Source organism: Staphylococcus sp. EG-SA-15 (genome assembly GCF_017151895.1).
Taxonomy (GTDB): domain Bacteria; phylum Bacillota; class Bacilli; order Staphylococcales; family Staphylococcaceae; genus Staphylococcus; species Staphylococcus aureus.
Map to the genome: position 1 here is coordinate 17,853 of NZ_JACVZN010000009.1, position 24,569 is coordinate 42,421.

A 24,569-nucleotide genomic window follows, 5' to 3' on the forward strand; every position below is an offset into this window, starting at 1 on the left:
CTCATCTACTATTTAATCTTAATATTGATTAATCTATGGAAAATGTTATCAATATCTTCGCCAGGCCAGTCAATTTTTTCATCTTTTATCCAATGTATAAAACCTTCAATCAACGAGTCATAAATATAAAATATGAGATTATCTGGGATGTCGCTGTCAATATCGATACGGTCTCTATTATTTTTGATATCGTTATGCATAATTTTAATGCAGACATTTTTTAATACTTTATTAAATTCAGCGTCTTCTTCTTGGAATTCTGCGATTTCTCTCAAATCCTCTTTATTATTAATCGTATCACTCATCGTTTGGAATGGATGATTAAGACGGTCACTGATATCTCTAGCAAAGTAGTCTTTAGTCAATTGATTGAACAAATACTCTAGAAGATCATATTTATCATAAAAATGTTTATAAAATGTTGTGCGGTGTACGAGTGCATTGTCGCAAATTTGATTGACAGTAATCGTTTGGAATAATTGCTGTTCTAACAATTGTAGCAAGCTACTCGACAATGCTTTTTTTGTCTTTATAACTCGTAAATCAGTCTCTTTCATCTACATTTCTCCTTTGTGTGTAGTTTAATATACAAAATTTTCCAATTGATTCTTTAAGAGGTCGGGGATAGATACTATAATCGAACAATAATCTACACTGTATATTTAAACTATAACGTTGATTTTAAAAGGAGGCAATATACTTTGGCAAAATTTTTATATAAGATGGGGACATTCATCGCAAAACATAAATGGTCCGCGGTCATTGCATGGATAGTGATTGTAGCTGCAATATTGATACCACTTGCTACAAATGCACCGAAATTTGACAATGATATTAAAATGACAGGATTAGAGTCGTTAGATACGAATAAAAAGATTGAAAAACATTTTAATCAAGATAGTGAAAAGGCACAAATACGTGTTGTCTTTAAGACGATTAAAGATGATGGTATTGTGCAACCGAACATTACAGAAGACATTAAGAAAACATTAGAGGATATAAAAAAAGATGACAAGCACATTGATAAAATATCAGATCCATATGAAAATAAGCAAATTAGTAAAGATAAAACAACTGCATTTGCAGATATCACATATGACGTTAGTCAAACATCTTTAAAAGATGGCTCTAGAGATAATGTTAAAAGTCATTTGAAAGACTTACGTGACAATCATAATGTACAAACAGAGTTAACTGGTACAGGAATGACATCTACAGAAGTAGGCGGTAATTCTGAACTAGTTGGTATCATTGTTGCATTTGTAGTGTTATTGATTACATTTGGTTCAGTCATTGCTGCAGGATTACCAATTATAAGTGCATTGATTGGTCTAGCATCTGGGGTTGGCATTATCAGTTTGTTAACTTATGCATTCGATATACCAAATGTCACACTGACATTAGCCGTAATGATTGGACTAGCAGTTGGTATCGATTATGCATTATTTATTTTATTCAGATATCGACAAGTTATGAAAACTGAAACAGATTACATTAAAGGCATTGGTCTTGCAATAGGAACAGCAGGTAGCGCAGTCATCTTCGCTGGTGTGACAGTTGTGATTGCCGTATGCGGTTTATCGCTAGTTGGCATAGATTTCTTAGCAGTGATGGGGTTTGCTTCGGCAATTAGTGTTATATTTGCTGTATTCAGTGCACTGACTTTATTACCTGCGTTAATTAGTATTTTCCATAAACGCATTAAAGTGAACAAATTGCAGTCTAATTTTAAAAAAGATATTGATACGCCTTGGTCTAAATTTATTACAGGAAATGCACTTGCGGCAGTATTACTAGGTTTAATCATATTAGTAGCAGCTGCAATACCAGTTAGTCATATGCGACTTGGTATTCCAGATGACGGTGTTAAACCAGCAGATTCTACACAGAAAAAAGCTTACGATATAATCTCGGATAAATTTGGTGAAGGATTTAATGGCCAAATTCCGATGTTGATAAATGTGAAAGATAAAAAGGATGATCCACAAGGATTACAACAAGATTTACAGTCTGTATATAAAGATATTAAAGATAAGAAAAATGTAGATATCGTTACGCCGCCACAAATGAGTAAAGATAATGATTACGCTTTGATGGTCGTGATACCTAAGCAAGGGCCTAATGCAGAGAGTACAAATGATTTAGTGCATGATTTACGAGATTATCATAAAGATGCACAAGATAAATATGGGTTCAAAACGGAGATTTCGGGACAAAGTGTCATTAATATTGATATGTCTAAAAAGTTAAATGAGGCGACACCTTTATTTGCCTCAGTCATTGTTGTATTAGCATTTTTCTTATTAATGATTGTCTTCCGTTCAATTCTAATACCATTAAAAGCAGTTTTAGGATTCGTCTTGTCATTAATGGCAACATTAGGATTTACAACATTAGTAATGCAAGATGGTTTTATGAAAGGTCTGTTTGGTATTGAAACGACAGGACCAATGCTAGCATTTTTACCGGTTATTACTATAGGTATCTTATTTGGATTAGCGATGGATTATGAAGTCTTCCTTATGTCGCGAATTCATGAAGAATATAGTAAAACAGGGGATAATGATTATTCTATCAAAGTAGGATTGAAAGAAAGCGGTCCTGTTATTGTAGCAGCTGCATTAATTATGTTTAGTGTCTTCTTTGCGTTTGTATTCCAAGAAGATGTCATGATTAAATCAATGGGTATGGCATTAGCGTTTGGTGTACTCTTTGATGCCTTCGTAGTCAGAATGATGTTAATTCCTGCATTAACGAAATTGTTTGGAAAAGGTTCGTGGTATTTACCAGCATGGTTGAATCGCATTATTCCACGAGTTGATATTGAAGGACATGCACTTGAAAAATATAAAACGGTTGAATCACAGGAATCTGAAGCTAAAGATAGTAAGGAAACATACGACACAACCTTTAAAGTATATCCACAAGGTGCAACAAATGTATCGAAACATCAAGATGCACATGGGCAAGATGATGCACATTCAATAGTACTAGATGATAAAACGATGGCATTGTACCAAGAAGTGAAACAGCAATCAGCAAGTTCATTGTTCTTATATGATGCTTTAATAGATTATCAAAACAAGCATCAACTAAATTCAAAACAACAAGCAACGAATATAGAACAGTTGAATAAAAATATTGAAAAGCTCAATCAATTGTTAGAAAAAAATCTACGAAATAAATCATAAAATAACATGTACATGCCTCCGCTTTAAATGTCTATCAATGACATTTGAAGCGGAGGTTTTTTGCATGGAAGTGATTATACAAAACATTTTTGCAATGTCACAAATTTTACATGAAAAATGAAAATTATTTAAATAAAGTATTGCGAGCTACAATTTTAAGGGTTATGATTTTTAAGTGATAATGATTATTATTTCTAATAGGAGAGCGAAATAGTATGTTAAACATTAAAAATGGTGAAATGAATAAGGCTTATAAAATAAAGCGAATGGATATTGCTAATGAGAATATGTTGTATCGTCTAAGTGCCTTTGGGTTAACAGATGACGCTATCATAACGATTAAACAAAAATGTTTATTTAAAGGGCCATGTATTATTGAAGTAAACGGACAACAGTTAAGTATTAGGCATTGCGATGCTTGTTCTATTGCATTAGAAGAATAGGAGCCGGACGAATGGAAAATTATTGTATTTTAGGAAATCCTAATGTTGGTAAAACATCTTTGTTTAACGCTTTAACTGGTTCGTATGAATATATAGGCAACTGGAGTGGCGTAACGGTAGAGAAAAAAGTAGGGAAGCTAAAAGAAAATGTAGGACAATTAATTGATTTACCAGGTACATATGATTTATCGCCGATTTCTAAAGATGAAACTGTAGTGACAGACTATTTATTAAACGATTCATTTTCAGGAATCATTAACATTGTTGATGCGAGTCAACTAAAAAGAAATATGCAATTAACAGTACAATTGTTAGAACTTAATCAACCAATATACATCGGATTAAATATGATTGATGTAGCTACAAAGCGCGGGATAAAAATCGATTATCATAAATTGATGAAAAAGTTAAAAACACCTATTTTTCCAGTTGTGGCACGTACAGGCAAAGGAACTAAACATTTACTTGGCGAAATAAAGCATCTAGGGGAAGGGTATCAACCGCATTTTAAAATCAATTATGGTGAGAAGATTGAAGAGACAATTAAAAATATGTGTCAAATAATAATGACAGAGACATCTCATGATAAGTATCAAGCTAGATTTATTGCGATTCAATTCTTATTAAATAACATGCAAATTGCAAACGAACTTAATTCAGAGGTTGTAAATAAATTGTCGAGTTTACGTGATCAAGTTGATAAACAAGTACAGGCTGTATCTGTTCGTCGAGAGATGGAGCGTATACGCAATCATTATATTGAGACGTTATTGCAAGACGTGGTAACGTATCCAGATGAAGATAAGCAATATTTCAGCTCTAGAATAGACAAGATATTAACACATAAATATATAGGGATGCCTATTTTTCTAGCGATTATGTGGTTGATCTTTCAAACTACATTTACATGGATTGGCACACCTTTGTCGGATCAACTCGATGCATTTATAGGTGGTACATTTACCGATAGTGTGAAGACGATTATGAATTATCTTGGTGTTATACCATTTTTACAAGATTTAATTACAGATGGCATTATTGCTGGTGTAGGATCAGTATTAGTCTTTGTACCACAAATTGTTGTGCTCTTTTTCTTTATATCTTTATTAGAAGATTCGGGTTATATGGCACGTATTGCGGTTTTAATGGATCGTATTATGGAATCGTTCGGTTTAAGCGGGAAGTCTTTTATACCGATGATTATCGGATTTGGTTGTAACGTACCGAGTATTATGGCTGCGCGCAGTATTGAAAATGAAAAAGAGCGTTTAACAACGATATTAATTGCACCATTCATGTCATGCTCTGCTAGACTGCCAGTGTATGCGTTGTTCGTAGGTATCTTTTTCAAAGAGAATCAATCTTTAGTAGTATTAAGCCTGTATGTTTTAGGTATTATTATGGCATTTTTAGTCAGTACAGTACTTACTAAGACGATTTTAAAAAATGATAATGCAATCTTTATTGTGGAATTGCCAACATACCGTGTTCCTTCCATTAAAACGTTGTGGCGTAGTACTTGGGAAAAGGCTAAGGGCTTTGTTCGTAAAGCAGGTACATTTATTTTTGGCGGCTCAGTAGTCATTTGGCTATTAAGTTATGTAGGGCCACATGGTATCAATGTGAATATCAATCAAAGTTTTTTACATATGGTTGGTAGCTTCTTTGGTATGTTAGTGGAACCGCTCGGATTTGGAACATGGCAAGCAGGTGCTACGTTAGTGCCAGGATTTTTAGCAAAAGAAGTTATCGTAAGTTCGATGGCGATTATCTATTCATCAGGTGATGCAGGCCTTGTTAATGTGATTCAAAATCAATTCACACCGCTATCTGCGTATGCATTTATGATATTTATACTATTGTATATTCCTTGTGTTTCTACAGTGGCAGCAATCCGTAAAGAGACTTATTCATGGAAATGGACGGCACTTGCAGTTGCCTATCCTCTAGTCACTGCATATGTCTTAACATTCATTTTTTATCAAGTCGGACATTTATTTGTTTAAGGAGTGGTTAAAGTGTCAGTCATTATTAACATTTTAATTTTTTTAGCAATTTTCGGATATGCCTTATATACACTAGTAAAATTTTTCAAGCGTTCAAAACAAGGAAAATGTGGTACATGTGACATTAATCGTGATTGTTGTGGAACAGAACAGCACACAGCGAATCATTTTCCAGGGAAATAATTAAAAAAATGAGCACAGGCAAGGGCGACCTGATGCTCATTTTTGATATGTTAAAGTGTCGTTATGTACCTTTTACGACTAATTCGTTATCCTCAACATCTATATCCACATGTTTAACGTCTGTATGATCTAGATAATAATCTGTAATTTTGTCACGTACTTGCTGTTCAACAATACGTCTTAATGGACGCGCACCTAATTCTTCATCATAGCCTTCTTCAATTAACCAATCTTTCGCATCTTGAGAAACGTCCATCGTAATACCTTTTTTATCTAATGTAACTTGTACATCGTCTAATAATAAGTTGACGATATCTTGTAATGCATCTTTATCTAAATGTAAGAATTCAACGATGCCGTTGAAGCGGTTAAGGAATTCAGGGCGGAAGAATTTTTTCATTTCATGCATAATATCTTTTTCTTCAGTGTCATTGCCATTGCCAAAGCCAGCATTTGATGTACAAATAATAATTGTATTTTTAAAGTTGATAACATTACCTTGACCATCAGTCAAATTACCATCATCCATTACTTGTAATAACAATGTCAAAATTTGTGGATTTGCTTTTTCGATTTCATCAAATAGAATGACTGAATATGGATTACGGCGTACTTTTTCAGTTAACGTATTTGAATTGTCGTCATAACCGACATAACCAGCAGTTGTACCAATCATTTTTGAAACAGCTGTTGTGTCACTATATTCACTCATATCAAGTCGAATAAGTGCATCTTTATTACCAAATAGATCAATTGCTAATTGTTTAGCAAGCTCTGTTTTACCAACACCAGTAGGGCCGACAAATAGGAAACTACCAATTGGACGGTTGCCGTCATCAAACCCAGCGCGATTACGGCGAATTGCACGTGAAACCATTTCTACAGCTTGATCTTGACCTATGATTTTACTTCTTAAACGATTAGAAATATTTTTTAAACGTTCAATATCGTTATCATCCATTTGAGAAACTGGAATACCAGTTAATCGTTGAATAGTATCTGAAATATCATGAACTGTAGCAACAGCAGTATGTTCACCATTACTATTTTCTAATTTATCTTGTAATGATTTGATTTCATTTTGAATGTCGTCAGCTTTTTTATATTCTTCAGCACTTACTGCTTTACGTTTATCATTTTCTAATTCAGAAATTCGTTTTTCAGTTTCAACTTTATCGACAGCTGGACTTTGCGCAGATAAATGTGCTGCTGTAATATCTAACACATCGATTGCTTTATCTGGTAATAATCGTTGTGGAATATATTGAATTGATAAGTCAACACATGCTTTTAATACGTCATCTGGTAATTTTACTTGATGGTGTTCTTCGAATTTTTCGCGAATACCTTTTAAAATTTCAACAGTATCTTTAGCGCTTGGTTCATTAACAAGCACTTCATTAAATCTGCGCGTTAATGCAGCATCTTTAAGAATATTGTTTCGATATTCATCTTGTGTTGTTGCACCAATAATAGAAATCTCACCACGACTTAATGCAGGTTTCAAAATATCAGATAACCCTTTGCTACCTGAATCACTTCCTGTGGCACCTGAACCGATAATTTGATGGATTTCATCAAAGAATAGTACGGCATTTTGTGAAGATTTAACACCTTCGATTAATTTTTGAATATTTTCTTCAAAAGCACCACGATATTGCGTTCCAGCTTCTAATGATGAAATGTCTACAGAAATAATTTCTTTGTCTTTGATTGCTGCTGGTACATTTCCTTCAACGATTGCCTGTGCTAAACCTTCAACAATCGCAGTTTTACCAACACCAGCTTCTCCAACTAATATAGGATTGTTTTTAGTTCGTCTACTTAAAACTTCAGCAGTTTCTTGAATTTCTTTATCACGACCAATGACTGGATCTAATAAACCGTCACGTGCTTCTTGCGTAAGGTTACGACCAATTTGTTCTAAATAATTGCCGTTGCCACCTTGTTGCCCTTGTTGTCTTTGTGCTGCTTGTTGAAAAGCTTGCGCACTTTGTTCAGCAGAGTGATTGCCACCTTGTTGTGTGAGTTGCGCTAGTTCTTCAGGTGAAACTTCTTTACCATTAATATAGTACTTTTTGTTTCCGACTTGATTTGAACCTTGCATATCTTGCATCATTCTTCGAAAAATTGAATCAAAGTCGCTATTGAAAAAACCGTTATTCATATAACATCACCTCTAAATTTTTTTGAACTAAACAAAAAAGAAATTACTTTTGAAGCGTTATGCAAACTATATACAATTGCAATTGTACTTTTCCACTAATAGTAGGTGATAAAACAGAATATTTTTAAAACTTTATGAATATTGTGTGTTATTTTTAATAAGTAATTATAGGTTTAATAAAATATTAAGGATTCATTGCATTTTCAATATTTTAATTTAAGATTTGGTTTACAAAGTAAGAGGTTAGCACGTGTAGTAAGATATGTAACTGTATATTGCAGCAAAGTGATAGCTGGTATTACGTGTTTATATACGTAATTGACGACTTATTTATTTTTAAAAAATGTGAACATGAATATTTTCTAATTTAACAATTAAGGCGTATGATTAGAAAAAGGGGGCATTTTTATGGAGTATAAGAATTACTATGATTCGCCTGTAGGACGATTGGAACTTTTGAGTGATGGGGTAAGTCTGACCGCTGTTTTGTTTGAAAATCAACAAGGTGATGGTACTAGGGAAGAAAATACGTCTTTAGCGATATTTAAAGAGGCGACACAGTGGTTAGACGCGTATTTTAAAGGTGACAATCCTGAAATCACAATACCTTTAAAGCCAACAGGTAGTCATTTTCAACAGTGTGTTTGGAATGAATTAAGACAGGTTCCTTATGGGACTCTAACAACGTATGGTGCTATTGCCAAAAAAGTAGGCAAGGTGCTTGATAAGCCAAAAATGTCAGCCCAAGCGGTTGGAGGTGCAGTCGGAAGTAATCCATTATCTATTATCGTGCCATGTCATCGTGTTGTCGGTAAAACGGGTAGCTTAACAGGGTTTGGTGGAACGATTAATAATAAAATTAAGCTGTTAGAGCTGGAGAATATCGATATGTCAAAGCTTTATATACCTAAACACAGTACAAAGCCGTAACGTATAAATATGTTAGAAAAATAAATCTATGCATTGTTAAATACGTTGAATTATTTTAAAAACTAATCAAAATAAATTAATGATAATTTTAGAAAATTAACATCTAGAAATATTGATATATAGATCATTCGGTAATAACATTAAATTGCGCACAAAGCATTTGATGAATTTAATCTTAAATGAGAAAAGGATGATCTGAAAATGAAAGCTAAACTATGGTTTTTGTTGACAACTTTGGCATTTTTGATTGCAGTAACGGGATCTATTGGAATAGCAGAAGTAAAAGCAAAAACAACTGGATTGATTACAGAAAATAGTAATGACAGTTTAAAAGAGCATTATGCACAAAAATTTGAAGTTTATACGAATAAAGAAGTAACAGGAGTTGGGGAAAATTATATAGACGCGAAAGTTGACACCTACAATGTACGGACAGTGCTCTACAACACTGATTATTTGAAACAGTTTAAAAATCAAGACAAAGTTAATATATGGGGAACATTATATGAAAACCAACAATCTAAAGTATATCGTGGTACAGTAGTTAAGTATGATCCTATATCAAAAGTAACTAACTTATCTTATAGAATGAACTTGTTTGTTAACGGTCATCAAACTAAAGTGAATCCAGACAGTTTATTAGAAGTTAAGAATAAACAGATTTCTCTAAAAGAAACAGATTTTAGAATTAGAAAATATTTATTAGAAAAAGAACACCTATATAGTAATTACAATTCAGGGGAACTAATTATAGAAATGAAAAATGGAGCAAGACATAAAATAGATTTAGGCGACATATTGAGTGACTCACAAGAAAAAACGTTTGATTTTGATAATATTAGTCATATAGATATTTATATGAAATAAGTCGTTCCAACATAAAATGCGTCTAGGGTACTTTGACAATTTAAAATAGAATAGCTTAGGACATTAAGTTCTTAGGAAAATTTCAATAATGTGTCAAACAGGCTTAGCTAATCCATTCAATACAAAATGTTATAAATAGAAAACAGCAGTAAGACGATTTCAATGAGAAGTGGTCTTACTGCTGCTTTTAGGTTTTATTATATGTGTTTTAAATACACCGACTACTCTGGTCTGTGATATTCACGAACGTTATTTTCAATATTTGATAAGTAGAAAATATGACGATCTTCATGAACAGCATCTTGTTCTTCGTCAAATTCAACGTCATCAAAACGTTTGAAGAATGTTTCATATGCATCAACAGATACTTCAGTACGGTTATTTAATAATGCTTTATGTGCAGCTTGATCTAAATGATCTTTGTAGCCTTCAACTAATGTCGCACTATAAAATTCACCAACTGAACCTGAGCCATAACTGAATAAACCGATTGTTTCACCAGCTTGTAAATCACGATTTTCAAGTAATGATATTAGGCTTAAATATAATGATCCAGTATAAATATTACCGACATAACGGTTATAATCTACAGCATCTTCATATCCTGAACGTAAACGCTCTTGAGTTGTTTCATCAGCGTTATCAATGATTGACTCTAATGCCTTTTTACCCATTTTTGTAAATGGAACATGGAAGCATAGAGATGCGAAGTCAGCTAGCGACTTACCTTGACGTTTTGCGTATTCATTCCAGCTTTGTTGGAATGAGCGGATATAAGCATCTTTAGATAATGCACCATCAACTAATGGATATTTATGTCCAGTTGGACGCCAGAAATCATAAACGTCTTCAGTGTAAGCAACAGCATCTTCATTTAATGCCAAAATGCTTGGATTATGTGCAATAACCATCGCAACTGCGCCAGCACCTTGTGTTGGCTCGCCGCCTGAATTCAATCCATAACGTGCTGTATCTGTAGCAATAACTAATACTTTTTCATTCGGTCTAGTTGCTAAATAATCTTTAGCTAATTGAATTGCTGGTGTTGCAGCATAACAAGCTTCTTTCATTTCAAAGCAACGTGCAAAAGGTTGAATACCTAATAAGTTGTGAATTTGAACAGCGGCTGCTTTAGCAGCATCAACTGCTGATTCAGTTGCCACAATTACCATACCAATTTTCTTTTTGTCTTCGTCTGTTATAATGTCCTTAGCAGCATTAGCGCCCATTGAAACGATGTCTTGGTTTACAGGACTAACAGCCATTTCAGTTTGACCAATACCAATTAAAAATTTGTTTGGATCTACTTGGCGTGCTTCTGCTAATTTAGCCATGTCTACATAGTACTTTGGAACGTAAAAGTTTATTTTATCGATACCTATTGTCATAAGGTTTTACATCCTTTCAAATTTATAAAAGCAACACTTGTATCATATCAGAATATGCTAATTTTATACAAAGAAATATACTAAATTTAAAAATGATTTGTCGTTTCTTGTAAGCGTTTTAATTTACCTTGTTTTATTTTAAAGTCAAAACGACAATTATTCAATTGAATTTTAAGACGAATGACGTTATTTTGTGGTAAAAATAGTAGTGATTGAAATGTTAAAAATTATGTGAAGTAAAAGGAGTACGTCCATGCAAAATTTAGATAAGAATTTTCGACATTTATCTCGTAAAGAAAAGTTACAACAATTGGTTGATAAGCAATGGTTATCAGAAGAACAATTCGACATTTTACTGAATCATCCATTAATCGATGAAGAAGTAGCCAATAGTTTAATTGAAAATGTCATCGCGCAAGGTGCATTACCCGTTGGATTATTACCGAATATCATTGTGGACGATAAGGCATATGTTGTACCTATGATGGTGGAAGAGCCTTCAGTTGTCGCTGCAGCTAGTTATGGTGCAAAGCTAGTGAATCAGACTGGCGGATTTAAAACGGTATCTTCTGAACGTATTATGATAGGTCAAATCGTCTTTGATGGCGTTGACGATACTGAAAAATTATCAGCAGACATTAAAGCTTTAGAAAAGCAAATTCATAAAATTGCGGATGAGGCATATCCTTCTATTAAAGCGCGTGGTGGTGGTTACCAACGTATAGCGATTGATACATTTCCTGAGCAACAGTTACTATCTTTAAAAGTATTTGTTGATACGAAAGATGCTATGGGCGCTAATATGCTTAATACGATTTTAGAGGACATAACTGCATTTTTAAAAAATGAATTTCCGCAAAGCGACATTTTAATGAGTATTTTATCCAATCATGCAACAGCGTCCGTTGTTAAAGTTCAAGGCGAAATTGATGTTAAAGATTTAGCAAGGGGCGAGAGAACTGGAGAAGAGGTTGCCAAACGAATGGAACGTGCTTCTGTATTGGCACAAGTAGATATTCATCGTGCAGCAACACATAATAAAGGTGTTATGAATGGCATACATGCTGTTGTTTTAGCAACAGGAAATGATACGCGTGGTGCAGAAGCAAGTGCGCATGCATACGCAAGTCGTGACGGACAGTATCGTGGTATTGCTACATGGCGTTACGATCAAGATCGTCAACGTTTGATTGGTACAATTGAAGTGCCTATGACATTGGCAATCGTTGGCGGTGGTACAAAAGTATTACCAATTGCTAAAGCTTCTTTAGAATTGCTAAATGTAGAGTCAGCGCAAGAATTAGGGCATGTAGTTGCTGCCGTAGGTTTAGCGCAAAACTTTGCAGCATGTCGTGCGCTCGTTTCCGAAGGTATTCAACAAGGTCATATGAGTTTACAATATAAATCATTAGCTATCGTTGTAGGAGCAAAAGGTGATGAAATTGCTAAAGTAGCTGAAGCATTGAAGCAAGAACCCCGTGCAAATACACAAGCAGCGGAACGTATTTTACAAGAAATTAGACAACAATAGTAAATTGCGAATAGCGATTTTAAAGAAAAGTTTAAGTCAGTCCATCGTAGCGCTTAGATAAATTAATATGAACAAAAATAAAAACTTCTATCACACGCATACAGGAAATTGAAGCGTTCGTGATAGAAGTTTTTTGATTAGTAAATATAGTTAAAGTTACGTGCTGCCTTTTTGCTTAGTACACGTGTATTGTATTTTAATGGGCGATAAAAGTTGTATTCTGAAACTTTAATACTACCGTTTTTATATACTTGTTCAACAACTGCGACATGTCCATAATATCCTGCAGTTGATTGCATGACAGCAAATTTTCTTGGTGTACGACCAGTCGCATATTTTGATTTACGTGCATTGTAATACCAATTTTTAGCATTGCCCCATCTATTAGAAACAGGTTTACCGACTTGTGCGCGACGTTTAAATGCCCACCATGTACATTGGTTTTTACTATAATAATTAACTGCGGCATGCGATTGATGCGTTTGTTCGACGGATTGATAAGTGAAATCTGCTGAGAAAAGTACTGCAAAAGCAATTAATAAACGAATTAGTATCTTTTTATATTCCATTTTTATCTCCCAAGTTAATTTTTTTCTTTATTCAACGTTAATTATGATAACAAATTTTTTTTAGAAAACAATGCAAGCAATCAACAATAAAAGTAACTGTAATGAAGTTGTCATATAAAGTGTTGAATTGTAATAAAAATGGATTTTTTCATAAAATGTAGAAATTCATGTATTTAACAATTAATTGTCATAGTGATACAAGGATGTCAGGATTGATTAACAGCGGATATTAGTGGGAAAATATAAAATGATTTAAAAGAAAAGGTACGTGGTTCTATAACTGAAAGAAAATAGCAATCACAATATACTAAATGAAGCGATAGCATTAAAAATAGCGCCCTGCAATCAGAGCGCTAACATGAGATGATGTGACTCCATGTATTCATGTATCATTGTACATTTGTGAATTGGTTGAAAACTGATAGTGCCCGTTTAATTACAGGTACTGAGATGCTTTCAGGACATGGATTTGTTCGAAAATATGACAATATTTCACTATGGCTCTTCACTTCTCTAGGGAAATTGCTATCTTGATTAATCCAATCAACCAATTCACCTAATGGTGTGTCATCACCAAGAAAATTTTGCATAAATTCGTAAAAGCTCAATACCTCACCTCGATTAATATACTTGAGCCATTATTATAATAACATAAAAGAATGTGTATTTTACATGAAACTTTTTATAAAGCAATTTTATAAATCTAAATTTATTGAATGTTTAAGAAGTTGTGTATAATGAAATAAACGTGTTGAAATAGTTAGGATGATGTTAGTGGATATCAAACATATGAAATATTTTATTGAAGTCGTTAAGCAAGGAGGCATGACTAATGCTTCCAAATCATTATATATTGCACAACCTACAATTAGTAAAGCAATTAAAGATATTGAAAATGAAATGGGCACGCCCTTATTTGATAGAAGTAAAAGACATTTAATACTTACCGATGCAGGTCAAATTTTTTATGAGAAAAGTAAAGAAATTGTTGCACTGTATGATTATTTACCATCTGAAATGGAACGCTTGAATGGACTGGAAACAGGGCATATAAACATGGGCATGTCGGCAGTCATGAATATGAAGATTCTTATCAATATTCTTGGTGCATTCCATCAACAATATCCAAATGTTACATATAATTTAATAGAAAATGGCGGCAAAACAATTGAACAGCAAATTATCAATGATGAAGTAGATATAGGCGTGACCACTTTGCCAGTCGATCATCATATTTTCGATTATACTACCCTAGATAAGGAAGATTTGCGACTTATCGTGAGCAGAGAGCATCGACTCGCAAAATATGAAACTGTTAAACTCGAAGATTTAGCAGGTGAAGACTTCATTTTATTTAATAAAGACTTTTACTTGAATGATAAAATTATTGAAAATGCTAAAAACGTTGGCTTTGTTCCGAATACTGTAGCGCAAATTTCACAATGGCATGTTATAGAAGATTTAGTTACGAATGAATTAGGTATTAGTATTTTACCAACATCAATTTCAGAGCAACTAAATGGAGATGTGAAGCTGCTACGCATTGAAGATGCGCATGTACATTGGGAATTAGGTGTTGTTTGGAAGAAGGATAAACAATTAAGTCATGCCACAACGAAATGGATAGAATTTTTGAAAGATCGTTTAGGCTAACATATTAATAAAGCACTCATTATTTAAGGCGCATCATTACGTGGGTCATTGAAATGATGAGTGTTTTTTTGTGAAAATGAAGTGAAATTGAGAGAGCGTTTCCATAGAAAATAGTAATACAAACTATAAAAAAAGAGTATTTTTATATTGTGTACGCCATCTTTATAATAGTTATTGTAACAATTTAGACATATTTAGAAAGGGATGGCGCCATGCACAAAGTCCAATTAATAATCAAACTACTACTACAACTAGGAATCATCATTGTGATTACTTATATTGGCACAGAAATTCAAAAGATTTTTCATCTTCCCTTAGCCGGCAGTATTGTTGGTCTATTTTTATTTTATTTACTATTACAATTTAAGATTGTACCGCTAACTTGGGTAGAAGACGGTGCAAACTTTTTATTAAAGACGATGGTCTTTTTCTTCATACCGTCAGTTGTAGGTATTATGGATGTTGCTTCCGAAATTACGCTAAATTATATACTCTTTTTCGCAGTCATTATTATAGGAACATGTATCGTTGCATTATCTTCAGGTTATATTGCTGAAAAAATGTCTGTTAAACATAAACATCGTAAAGGTGTAGACGCTTATGAATGATTACGTGCAAGCCTTATTAATGATTTTGTTGACTGTCGTTTTATATTATTTCGCTAAAAGGTTACAACAAAAATATCCGAACCCATTTTTGAATCCAGCATTAATTGCATCTTTAGGAATTATTTTTGTCTTACTTATCTTTGGAATTAGTTATAACGGGTATATGAAAGGTGGCAGTTGGATCAACCATATTTTAAACGCAACGGTCGTATGTTTAGCGTACCCACTTTATAAAAATAGAGAGAAAATTAAAGACAATGTCTCTATCATTTTTGCAAGTGTATTAACTGGCGTCATGCTGAATTTCATGTTAGTGTTCTTAACACTTAAAGCATTTGGCTATTCTAAAGACGTCATTGTAACGTTATTGCCCCGATCTATAACAGCCGCAGTAGGTATCGAAGTGTCACATGAACTAGGTGGTACAGATACGATGACCGTACTTTTTATTATCACAACGGGTTTAATCGGTAGTATTTTAGGTTCGATGTTATTAAGATTTGGAAGATTTGAATCTTCTATCGCCAAAGGTTTAACGTATGGGAATGCGTCACATGCATTTGGCACAGCTAAAGCACTAGAAATGGATATTGAATCCGGTGCATTTAGTTCAATTGGGATGATTTTAACTGCAGTTATTAGTTCAGTGTTAATACCTGTTCTAATTTTATTATTCTATTAATTTAGATATTTAAAATGATAGACAGAAAGGGAGGCTATTAGTAATAATGGCAAAAATAAAAGCAAATGAAGCATTAGTTAAAGCATTACAAGCATGGGATATAGATCACTTGTATGGTATTCCAGGAGACTCAATCGACGCAGTAGTCGATAGTTTACGTACAGTGAGAGATCAATTTAAATTTTATCATGTACGTCATGAAGAAGTAGCAAGCTTAGCGGCTGCTGGTTACACAAAATTAACTGGTAAAATCGGTGTGGCATTAAGTATCGGTGGCCCTGGTTTAATTCATTTATTAAATGGTATGTATGATGCCAAAATGGATAATGTACCGCAATTAATATTATCTGGACAAACGAATAGTACAGCACTTGGAACGAAAGCATTCCAAGAAACAAATTTACAAAAATTATGTGAAGATGTAGCCGTTTATAATCACCAAATTGAAAAAGGTGACAATGTGTTTGAAATTGTTAACGAAGCAATTCGTACGGCATATGAACAAAAAGGTGTAGCTGTTGTTATTTGTCCTAACGACTTATTAACTGAAAAAATTAAAGATACAACGAATAAACCAGTAGATACATCAAGACCAACTGTTGTATCACCAAAATATAAAGACATTAAAAAAGCTGTTAAATTAATCAATAAGAGTAAAAAGCCGGTTATGTTGATTGGTGTTGGTGCAAAACATGCGAAAGATGAGCTACGTGCGTTTGTTGAAGCGGCAAAAATTCCGGTCGTTCATTCATTACCTGCTAAGACAATCTTACCGGATGACCATCCATACAGTATTGGTAACTTAGGTAAAATAGGTACAAAAACCTCATATCAGACAATGCAGGATGCAGATTTACTAATTATGGTAGGTACAAACTATCCATATGTAGATTACTTACCTAAGAAAAATATTAAAGCAATCCAAATCGACACAAATCCTAAAAATATCGGACATCGTTTTAATATTAATGTAGGAATTGTTGGAGACAGTAAAATTGCATTGCATCAGTTAACTGAAAATATTAAACATGTTGCGGAAAGACCATTTTTAAACAAAACGTTAGAACGTAAAGCGGTTTGGGATAAATGGATGGAACAAGATAAAAATAATAATAGCAAACCATTACGTCCAGAACGTTTAATGGCATCAATTAACAAATTTATTAAAGATGATGCAGTAATTTCAGCAGATGTAGGTACAGCAACAGTTTGGTCAACTCGATACTTAAACCTTGGTGTAAATAACAAGTTCATCATTTCAAGTTGGTTAGGTACAATGGGTTGCGGTCTTCCAGGTGCAATGGCATCAAAAATTGCATTTCCAAATAGACAAGCCATCGCAATTGCTGGTGACGGTGCATTCCAAATGGTAATGCAAGACTTCGCTACAGCAGTACAATATGATTTACCTTTAACTGTATTTGTACTTAATAACAAACAGTTAGCATTTATTAAATATGAACAACAAGCAGCTGGTGAATTAGAATATGCAGTTGATTTTTCTGATATGGATCATGCAAAATTTGCTGAGGCAGCAGGTGGTAAAGGTTATACAATTAAGAGTGCTAGCGAAGTAGATGCTATAGTCGAAGAGGCATTAGCACAAGATGTACCAACGATTGTAGATGTATATGTTGATCCTAATGCTGCGCCATTACCAGGTAAAATTGTAAATGAAGAAGCGCTTGGTTATGGTAAGTGGGCATTTAGATCAATTACTGAAGATAAACATTTAGATTTAGATCAAATTCCACCAATTTCAGTGGCAGCAAAACGTTTCTTATAACTGATTGAAAGGTTATCACAATTGAATTGAACTATAAAAACGGTAATTTCTATTTCAACAAAATGGGAATTGCCGTTTTGTTTATTTATCACAAATGATCGTACTGAATTGATGATAAAATTGTGAAAAAGTTGTTGAAAACGCTTTTACAAATATGTATAATAGCTATGAATTAGATATCACTTGCGTGTTACTGGTAATGCAGGCATGAGCAAACAACCGCACTATGAGAATAGTCTTGTTTGTTCATGCCTGCTTTTTTTGTACATGGAAGCGGAAATTGAGATAGGGGATGTTTATATGTTTAAGAAATTGTTTGGACAATTGCAACGTATCGGTAAAGCATTAATGTTACCTGTTGCGATTTTACCAGCAGCTGGTATTTTATTAGCGTTTGGTAACGCAATGCACAACGAACAATTAGTAGAAATTGCACCATGGTTAAAAAACGATATCATTGTAATGATTTCGTCGGTCATGGAAGCAGCAGGACAAGTTGTATTTGATAACTTGCCATTATTATTTGCAGTTGGTACAGCACTTGGATTAGCAGGAGGAGACGGTGTTGCAGCATTAGCAGCGCTAGTAGGTTACTTAATTATGAATGCAACAATGGGGAAAGTGTTGCACATTACAATTGATGACATTTTCTCATATGCCAAAGGGGCAAAAGAATTAAGTCAAGCAGCGAAAGAACCAGCACATGCTTTAGTATTAGGTATTCCAACGTTACAAACGGGTGTGTTTGGTGGTATTATCATGGGTGCTTTAGCCGCATGGTGTTACAACAAATTTTATAATATTACACTACCACCATTTTTAGGATTCTTTGCAGGTAAACGATTTGTACCGATTGTGACATCGGTCGTAGCAATCGCAACAGGTGTGCTTTTAAGCTTTGCGTGGCCACCAATTCAAGATGGATTAAATAGTTTATCGAATTTCTTATTAAATAAAAATTTAACATTAACAACGTTTATATTCGGTATTATTGAACGCTCATTAATTCCATTTGGTTTACATCATATTTTCTATTCACCGTTCTGGTTTGAATTCGGAAGTTATACAAATCACGCAGGTGAATTGGTTCGTGGTGACCAACGTATTTGGATGGCACAATTGAAAGATGGCGTACCATTTACTGCTGGTGCATTTACTACTGGTAAATATCCATTTATGATGTTTGGTTTACCAGCGGCGGCATTTGCTATTTATAAAAATGCACGACCAGAACGTAAAAAAGTCGTGGGTGGTTTAATGTTATCAGCAGGATTAACTGCATTTTTAACTGGTATCACTGAGCCATTAGAATTTTCATTCTTATTTGTAGCACCAGTACTTTATGGAATTCACGTATTATTAGCTGGTACATCATTCTTAGTAATGCATTTATTAGGCGTTAAAATTGGTATGACATTCTCAGGTGGTTTCATAGATTATATTTTATATGGTTTATTAAACTGGGATCGTTCACACGCATTATTAGTTATTCCAGTCGGTATTGTATATGCTATCGTGTATTACTTCTTATTCGACTTTGCAATTCGTAAGTTTAAATTGAAAACACCAGGTCGTGAAGATGAAGAAACTGAAATTCGTAACTCTAGTGTCGCAAAATTACCATTTGATGTCTTAGATGCAATGGGTGGAAAAGAAAACATTAAACATTTAGATGCATGTATTACACGTCTACGCGTAGAAGTGGTTGATAAATCAAAAGTAGATGTAGCAGGTATTAAAGCTTTAGGCGCATCAGGTGTATTAGAAGTTGGAAACAATATGCAAGCTATCTTTGGTCCAAAATCAGATCAAATTAAACATGATATGGCCAAGATTATGAGTGGTGAAATTACGAAACCAAGTGAAACGACAGTGACTGAAGAAATGTCAGATGAACCAGTTCACGTAGAAGCACTTGGAACAACAGACATCTATGCACCAGGTATCGGTCAAATCATTCCATTATCAGAAGTACCTGATCAAGTATTCGCTGGTAAAATGATGGGTGATGGTGTTGGCTTTATCCCTGAAAAAGGTGAAATTGTAGCACCGTTTGATGGTACAGTGAAAACAATCTTCCCTACGAAACATGCGATAGGATTAGAATCTGAAAGTGGCGTCGAAGTACTTATTCATATTGGTATCGATACAGTGAAACTGAATGGTGAAGGATTCGAAAGTCTGATTAACGTTGATGAAAAAGTAACACAAGGTCAACCATTAATGAAAGTGAATTTAGCATACTTGAAAGCACACGCATCAAGCATCGTTACACCAATGATTATTACAAATCTTGAAAATAAAGAACTTGTCATTGAAGATGTACAAGATGCTGATCCAGGTAAGCTAATTATGACAGTCAAATAATGATTAAAAATGAAACAGCATATCAAATGAATGAACTTTTAGTCATTCGTAGTGCGTATGCGAAGTAGCGAGTTGAAAGAGAATACGTTACAAAAGGCAGTAGCTTAAAATGAAGCTACTGCCTTTTTAGTGCGCAATGATGTATAGCAATGGCATAGATGTTAGTTTGGGGGATAGAAAGTAGGGATTGTACTTTTTGTACATTTTAGAAAAATGCATCTTCACGACTAGTCAAATTAATAACGTCATTGAAAAGTTTGATTTTCCGTAATAAAGTTCAATTGCTTGTATTTTTATCATGAAAGTAATAAAAATAAATTAACATGATTTTAAATCTATTTGTAAGATAAGGAGATTTGTCATTATGACAACAGAAGGTCTATTAGTTGCAGAGAAAGAAATCGAAGTGAATGGTTACGACATTGATGCGATGGGTGTCGTTAGTAATATCGTTTATATTAGATGGTTCGAAGATTTGAGAACAGCGTTTATTAATCAGCACATGAATTACTCAACAATGATCAATCAAGGCATTTCACCTATACTTATGAAAACGGAAGCAGAGTATAAAGTACCTGTCACAATACATGACAAACCAGTAGGTCGTATTTACTTAGTTAAAGCAAGCAAGATGAAATGGGTGTTTCAGTTTGAAATTGTGTCCGCACATGGCGTGCATTGTATTGGTACACAGACAGGCGGTTTTTACAGATTGAGCGATAAGAAGATAACCTCTGTGCCACAAGTGTTTCAAGACATTTTAGCAACAAAATAATGACTTCATTTTAAAATATAAAAAGTAAGAAGGTGTTCGAAATGGTTAAGCAATTAAATAGTGTCGAAGCATTCCGTGAATTTATTCATCAATATCCGTTAGCAGTTGTACATGTCATGCGCGATCAGTGTAGCGTGTGTCATGCCGTTTTACCACAAATTGAAGACTTGATGCAATCATATCCCAATGTGCCATTAGCTGTGATTAATCAAAGTCAGGTGGAAGCTATTGCTGGAGAATTAAATATTTTCACTGTACCTGTGGATTTAATTTTTATGAATGGAAAAGAAATGCATCGTCAAGGGCGTTTTATCGATATGCAACGTTTTGAACATCATCTTAAGCAAATGAATGATAGTGTAAATAACGATGTCGATGAGCATTAATATCGCAAATGATTAGCATTGCTAAGATTATGTAGACATCATAACTTATTTCCCAGTAAATATTGGTAGTAATAAGAATCAGCATGGTACAGTAGAACTATAGTAGAAATCATCAAAGAGGAGTGACGACAAATGCGTAAAAAATGGTCTACACTTGCGTTTGGATTTTTAGTAGCAGCATACGCACATATTAGAATTAAAGAAAAACGCAGTGTGAAAAGTTATATGTTAGAACAAGGTATACGATTATCTAGAGCTAAGCGTCGTTTTATGTATAAAGAAGAAGCGATGAAAGCATTAGAAAAAATGGCGCCACAGACAGCAGGTGAATATGAGGGCACCAATTATCAGTTTAAGATGCCAGTAACAGTGGATAAGCACTACGGTTCAACCGTTTATACCGTTAATGATAAACAAGATAAGCATCAACGTGTTGTATTATACGCACATGGAGGCGCATGGTTCCAAGACCCACTCAAAATTCATTTCGAATTTATTGATGAACTTGCAGAAACACTCAATGCTAAAGTCATCATGCCAGTATATCCGAAGATTCCGCATCAAGATTATCAAGCGACGTATGTGCTTTTTGAAAAGTTATACCATGATTTATTGAATCAAGTAGCAGATTCTAAACAAATCGTTGTAATGGGTGACTCTGCGGGCGGTCAAATTGCTTTATCATTTGCTCAATTGTTAAAAGAAAAACATATTGTGCAACCAGGACATATTGTATTAATTTCACCAGTTTTAGATGCAACGATGCAGCATCCTGAAATTCCTGACTACTTAAAGAAAGACCCAATGGTAGGTGTGGATGGCAGTGTGTTCTTAGCTGAACAATGGGCAGGGGACACACCTTTAGATAACTACAAAGTATCACCAATTAATGGTGACTTAGATGGTTTAGGTCGTATTACATTAACTGTTGGCACAAAAGAAGTACTGTACCCAGATGCTTTGAACTTATCGCAATTGTTGAGTGCAAAAGGTATCGAACATGACTTTATACCTGGATATTACCAATTCCATATTTATCCAGTATTTCCGATACCAGAGCGCCGACGCTTTTTATACCAAGTGAAAAATATTATTAATTAAAATAAAAAACTCTGATATCACCTATAAGGTAACTACGTTGTTAAAAATAGTTACTTGCTAAAGTGATTATCAGAGTTTTCTTATTCATCTAATGCTTCAGGTTGTCTTTTAAGTGATAGTAATAAAATTAAAATCATAATAAGAATGATGCCTACGATTTGAAATGGTTTGAATGCCACATGTAACCATAGACTGCTTGCAATAACGGCTACGACAGGTTCAACAGTTCCGAATAATGTTGTTTCTTTCGCTGATATGTATTGTAAACTGTCGATAAAGAAATAAAATGCGAGTGCGGTACCACCGATAATACCAAAGATTAAAAATAATATAATTGATATGTCCCATTTAGTGATATCAATGTGCCAAATTGGATGGCGTAAATTCATCGCAACACCAGAAATAAGCATTGCCCACCCGACAATTAGAATCGAACCGAAGCGGTTAAGTAGGTCTGAAGGATAAATTGTGTAAAAAGCGAGTGCTACACCAGCTAAAATACCCCAGAATAAACTTGCAGGATTGACGACTAAATTAGAAAATGAACCATTCGTTAATAATAAAAATGTTCCTAATAGTGTCATGATAATAGCAAGCACATCAAATAATGTTAGTTTTGCAACGCCTCTTATGACAAACCAAATAATAATATAAACTGGCGCAATGTATTGTAGTAATGTTGCAATCGCAGCATTACCTGTATTAATAGATGCCATATAAGCATATTGTACAACTAACATGCCCAGTATACTGAAGATAAGTAATTTGCCTAACATACGTCGATCTTGGAATACGCTAAATATTGAACGTTTGGGTTGCATCATTTTGTACATAATAAGTAAGAAAACACCACTGACTACAAGTCGAGCAGTGACGTACCAATCGACATTAATATTCTTATATTTGAACAAGAAATCAGAAACAGTACCACCTAATCCCCATAAACAAGCACCGACAATGGCAAGTATAATTCCTTTTAAACGCAAAGCTGAATGATTATTCGCCAAGTATCTCACCCCTTTAAAACTTAACACCAACAACATAAAATATGTCGGTGTATGATAATGATTTAATTCATTATATCGACTTTTAAGAAAGAGTGAAATGAGAAAATAAAAAAATCATCTAAGATGTAGTGGTCTAGATGATAGATAAATGAATCGATATGGGAAATGAATGTTGAAACACAGAGGATAAACTATTTAAATGAGATTTCAGGAAGACTCAAATGTTTTTGCGTAAGAGATCCATGATGAGAATGCTGACTATCTAACACGAAATGTGATACATCATGTCCAGTCATACTCGTATATAAAATAATGACTAAATAAGAAGTGAACGTTATAAAGATAAGTGCTAAATAGATAGAAATTGCAACTTTAACGGAATGACTCAATTGCACCTTTATCGCCTCCACTAAGTTATACTAAATATTTTCATCTTCAGTATAACCAGCCATTGTTAAGTTGATGTAAATTTAGCTTTAAAAAAAGTAAAGATTCAACCTATAGACTATCATCATTCCTATCAGAAAACTAAAAATAATATCCTACTTTAATTATCTTATTGCAAATATATGTGTAATAAGTTATTTTTGAATATAGTGTGTGGTTTTATAAACACAGCACAAAAACAAAAAATAAATAGTTCGAAAGATAAAGTGTATAAATATTAAAGATTTTTAGAAATATTACTCACTTTCAGATGTAAAAAAGTTATCAAAAAACTGTCGCACAACTGTTTGAAATATAGAGTAAAAAGTTAATTAGTAAATATTAATGACAACATAAGTAGTTTTTGAAACAATCCATTTTAAAAATCTTTCACAAATATGAAATATTTCACTTAAATATTTGATTTGATAACAGATAAAAGTTGAAAACGTTTTCTTAAGGGTGTACGATGTTTATGGTCTGAAAATAAAATAAACATAGAG

Annotated in this window: 22 protein-coding genes; 15 read left to right on the forward strand and 7 right to left on the reverse strand. The window is 33.8% G+C overall.

What is annotated here, in order from left to right; translation table 11 throughout:
* Nucleotides 1–8: 8 nt before the first annotated feature.
* Nucleotides 9–557 (reverse strand): fatty acid efflux pump transcriptional regulator FarR, encoded by a 549-nt coding sequence (gene farR / locus IDG64_RS06020; protein WP_000665238.1) that lies wholly within the window; start codon nt 555–557, stop codon nt 9–11.
* Between the two features lie 144 nt (nt 558–701).
* Here farR and farE point away from each other — a divergent pair, with 144 nt between their 5' ends.
* From farE to IDG64_RS06040, 4 genes are all read left to right on the forward strand, one after another.
* Nucleotides 702–3,191, forward strand: coding sequence for a fatty acid efflux MMPL transporter FarE (farE, locus tag IDG64_RS06025; protein ID WP_001051415.1), 2,490 nt, complete (start codon nt 702–704; stop codon nt 3,189–3,191).
* Nucleotides 3,192–3,406: 215 nt separating this feature from the next.
* Nucleotides 3,407–3,634 (forward strand): FeoA family protein, encoded by a 228-nt coding sequence (locus IDG64_RS06030; RefSeq protein WP_000932073.1) that lies wholly within the window; start codon nt 3,407–3,409, stop codon nt 3,632–3,634.
* 11 nt (nt 3,635–3,645) lie between these two features.
* Complete coding sequence (feoB, locus tag IDG64_RS06035; RefSeq protein ID WP_000432898.1) at nt 3,646–5,640, forward strand: ferrous iron transport protein B; 1,995 nt, start codon at nt 3,646–3,648, stop codon at nt 5,638–5,640.
* Between the two features lie 12 nt (nt 5,641–5,652).
* Nucleotides 5,653–5,823 carry a FeoB-associated Cys-rich membrane protein gene (locus tag IDG64_RS06040; RefSeq protein ID WP_000111118.1) on the forward strand — a complete coding sequence of 57 codons (171 nt, stop codon included), beginning with the start codon at nt 5,653–5,655 and terminating at the stop codon, nt 5,821–5,823.
* Between the two features lie 61 nt (nt 5,824–5,884).
* Here the strand turns inward: IDG64_RS06040 and clpL are convergent, their stop codons facing one another.
* Nucleotides 5,885–7,990, reverse strand: coding sequence for an ATP-dependent Clp protease ATP-binding subunit ClpL (gene clpL, locus IDG64_RS06045; RefSeq protein ID WP_001058990.1), 2,106 nt, complete (start codon nt 7,988–7,990; stop codon nt 5,885–5,887).
* A gap of 408 nt (nt 7,991–8,398) precedes the next feature.
* On the opposite strand from clpL, the gene IDG64_RS06050 reads away from it, so the two are divergent.
* Together IDG64_RS06050 and sey are read left to right on the forward strand one after the other, a co-directional pair.
* The gene (locus IDG64_RS06050; protein ID WP_000455969.1) at nt 8,399–8,920 is read left to right on the forward strand and encodes a methylated-DNA--[protein]-cysteine S-methyltransferase; all 522 of its coding nucleotides are present in this window, start codon (nt 8,399–8,401) and stop codon (nt 8,918–8,920) included.
* Nucleotides 8,921–9,121: 201 nt separating this feature from the next.
* Nucleotides 9,122–9,787 carry a staphylococcal enterotoxin type Y gene (sey, locus tag IDG64_RS06055; RefSeq protein WP_000644942.1) on the forward strand — a complete coding sequence of 222 codons (666 nt, stop codon included), beginning with the start codon at nt 9,122–9,124 and terminating at the stop codon, nt 9,785–9,787.
* Between the two features lie 221 nt (nt 9,788–10,008).
* Here sey and IDG64_RS06060 read toward each other — a convergent pair whose 3' ends face one another.
* Nucleotides 10,009–11,175: a hydroxymethylglutaryl-CoA synthase gene (locus IDG64_RS06060; RefSeq protein WP_000151982.1), complete on the reverse strand. Its 1,167-nt coding sequence runs from the start codon at nt 11,173–11,175 to the stop codon at nt 10,009–10,011.
* A gap of 253 nt (nt 11,176–11,428) precedes the next feature.
* Here IDG64_RS06060 and IDG64_RS06065 point away from each other — a divergent pair, with 253 nt between their 5' ends.
* On the forward strand, nt 11,429–12,706 hold the full coding sequence (locus IDG64_RS06065) for a hydroxymethylglutaryl-CoA reductase, degradative (RefSeq protein ID WP_001180332.1): 1,278 nt from the start codon (nt 11,429–11,431) through the stop codon (nt 12,704–12,706).
* Between the two features lie 137 nt (nt 12,707–12,843).
* Here IDG64_RS06065 and IDG64_RS06070 read toward each other — a convergent pair whose 3' ends face one another.
* Nucleotides 12,844–13,275 (reverse strand): CHAP domain-containing protein, encoded by a 432-nt coding sequence (locus tag IDG64_RS06070; RefSeq protein WP_000455861.1) that lies wholly within the window; start codon nt 13,273–13,275, stop codon nt 12,844–12,846.
* A gap of 389 nt (nt 13,276–13,664) precedes the next feature.
* Entirely contained in the window at nt 13,665–13,883 is a 219-nt protein-coding gene (locus IDG64_RS06075) for a sterile alpha motif-like domain-containing protein (RefSeq protein WP_000011686.1), read from the reverse strand.
* A gap of 166 nt (nt 13,884–14,049) precedes the next feature.
* Here IDG64_RS06075 and cidR point away from each other — a divergent pair, with 166 nt between their 5' ends.
* The 8 genes from cidR to IDG64_RS06115 all read left to right on the forward strand — a co-directional run bounded on the left by cidR (nt 14,050) and on the right by IDG64_RS06115 (nt 22,633).
* Nucleotides 14,050–14,928, forward strand: a complete 879-nt coding sequence (gene cidR, locus IDG64_RS06080) for a cidABC operon transcriptional activator CidR (protein ID WP_000351761.1) — start codon at nt 14,050–14,052, stop codon at nt 14,926–14,928.
* Between the two features lie 212 nt (nt 14,929–15,140).
* Entirely contained in the window at nt 15,141–15,536 is a 396-nt protein-coding gene (gene cidA, locus IDG64_RS06085; protein WP_000549734.1) for a holin-like murein hydrolase modulator CidA, read from the forward strand.
* A complete protein-coding gene (locus IDG64_RS06090) occupies nt 15,529–16,218 on the forward strand; it encodes an LrgB family protein (protein WP_001001019.1) in 690 nt (229 codons plus the stop codon). The genes cidA and IDG64_RS06090 overlap by 8 nt, the downstream gene beginning before the upstream one ends.
* Nucleotides 16,219–16,264: 46 nt before the next feature.
* Entirely contained in the window at nt 16,265–18,004 is a 1,740-nt protein-coding gene (locus tag IDG64_RS06095; protein ID WP_001062651.1) for a pyruvate oxidase, read from the forward strand.
* A gap of 300 nt (nt 18,005–18,304) precedes the next feature.
* Nucleotides 18,305–20,371: a glucose-specific PTS transporter subunit IIBC gene (ptsG, locus tag IDG64_RS06100; protein ID WP_000473676.1), complete on the forward strand. Its 2,067-nt coding sequence runs from the start codon at nt 18,305–18,307 to the stop codon at nt 20,369–20,371.
* 364 nt (nt 20,372–20,735) lie between these two features.
* The gene (locus tag IDG64_RS06105) at nt 20,736–21,146 is read left to right on the forward strand and encodes an acyl-CoA thioesterase (RefSeq protein ID WP_000206033.1); all 411 of its coding nucleotides are present in this window, start codon (nt 20,736–20,738) and stop codon (nt 21,144–21,146) included.
* A gap of 41 nt (nt 21,147–21,187) precedes the next feature.
* Nucleotides 21,188–21,532, forward strand: a complete 345-nt coding sequence (locus tag IDG64_RS06110) for a thioredoxin family protein (RefSeq protein ID WP_000240662.1) — start codon at nt 21,188–21,190, stop codon at nt 21,530–21,532.
* Nucleotides 21,533–21,664: 132 nt separating this feature from the next.
* On the forward strand, nt 21,665–22,633 hold the full coding sequence (locus tag IDG64_RS06115; RefSeq protein WP_001228169.1) for an alpha/beta hydrolase fold domain-containing protein: 969 nt from the start codon (nt 21,665–21,667) through the stop codon (nt 22,631–22,633).
* A gap of 80 nt (nt 22,634–22,713) precedes the next feature.
* On the opposite strand, the gene IDG64_RS06120 is transcribed toward IDG64_RS06115, so the two are convergent.
* Together IDG64_RS06120 and IDG64_RS06125 are read right to left on the reverse strand one after the other, a co-directional pair.
* On the reverse strand, nt 22,714–23,649 hold the full coding sequence (locus IDG64_RS06120) for a DMT family transporter (protein ID WP_072362001.1): 936 nt from the start codon (nt 23,647–23,649) through the stop codon (nt 22,714–22,716).
* 182 nt (nt 23,650–23,831) lie between these two features.
* Nucleotides 23,832–24,035 (reverse strand): hypothetical protein, encoded by a 204-nt coding sequence (locus tag IDG64_RS06125; protein WP_001177186.1) that lies wholly within the window; start codon nt 24,033–24,035, stop codon nt 23,832–23,834.
* Nucleotides 24,036–24,569 lie beyond the last annotated feature (534 nt).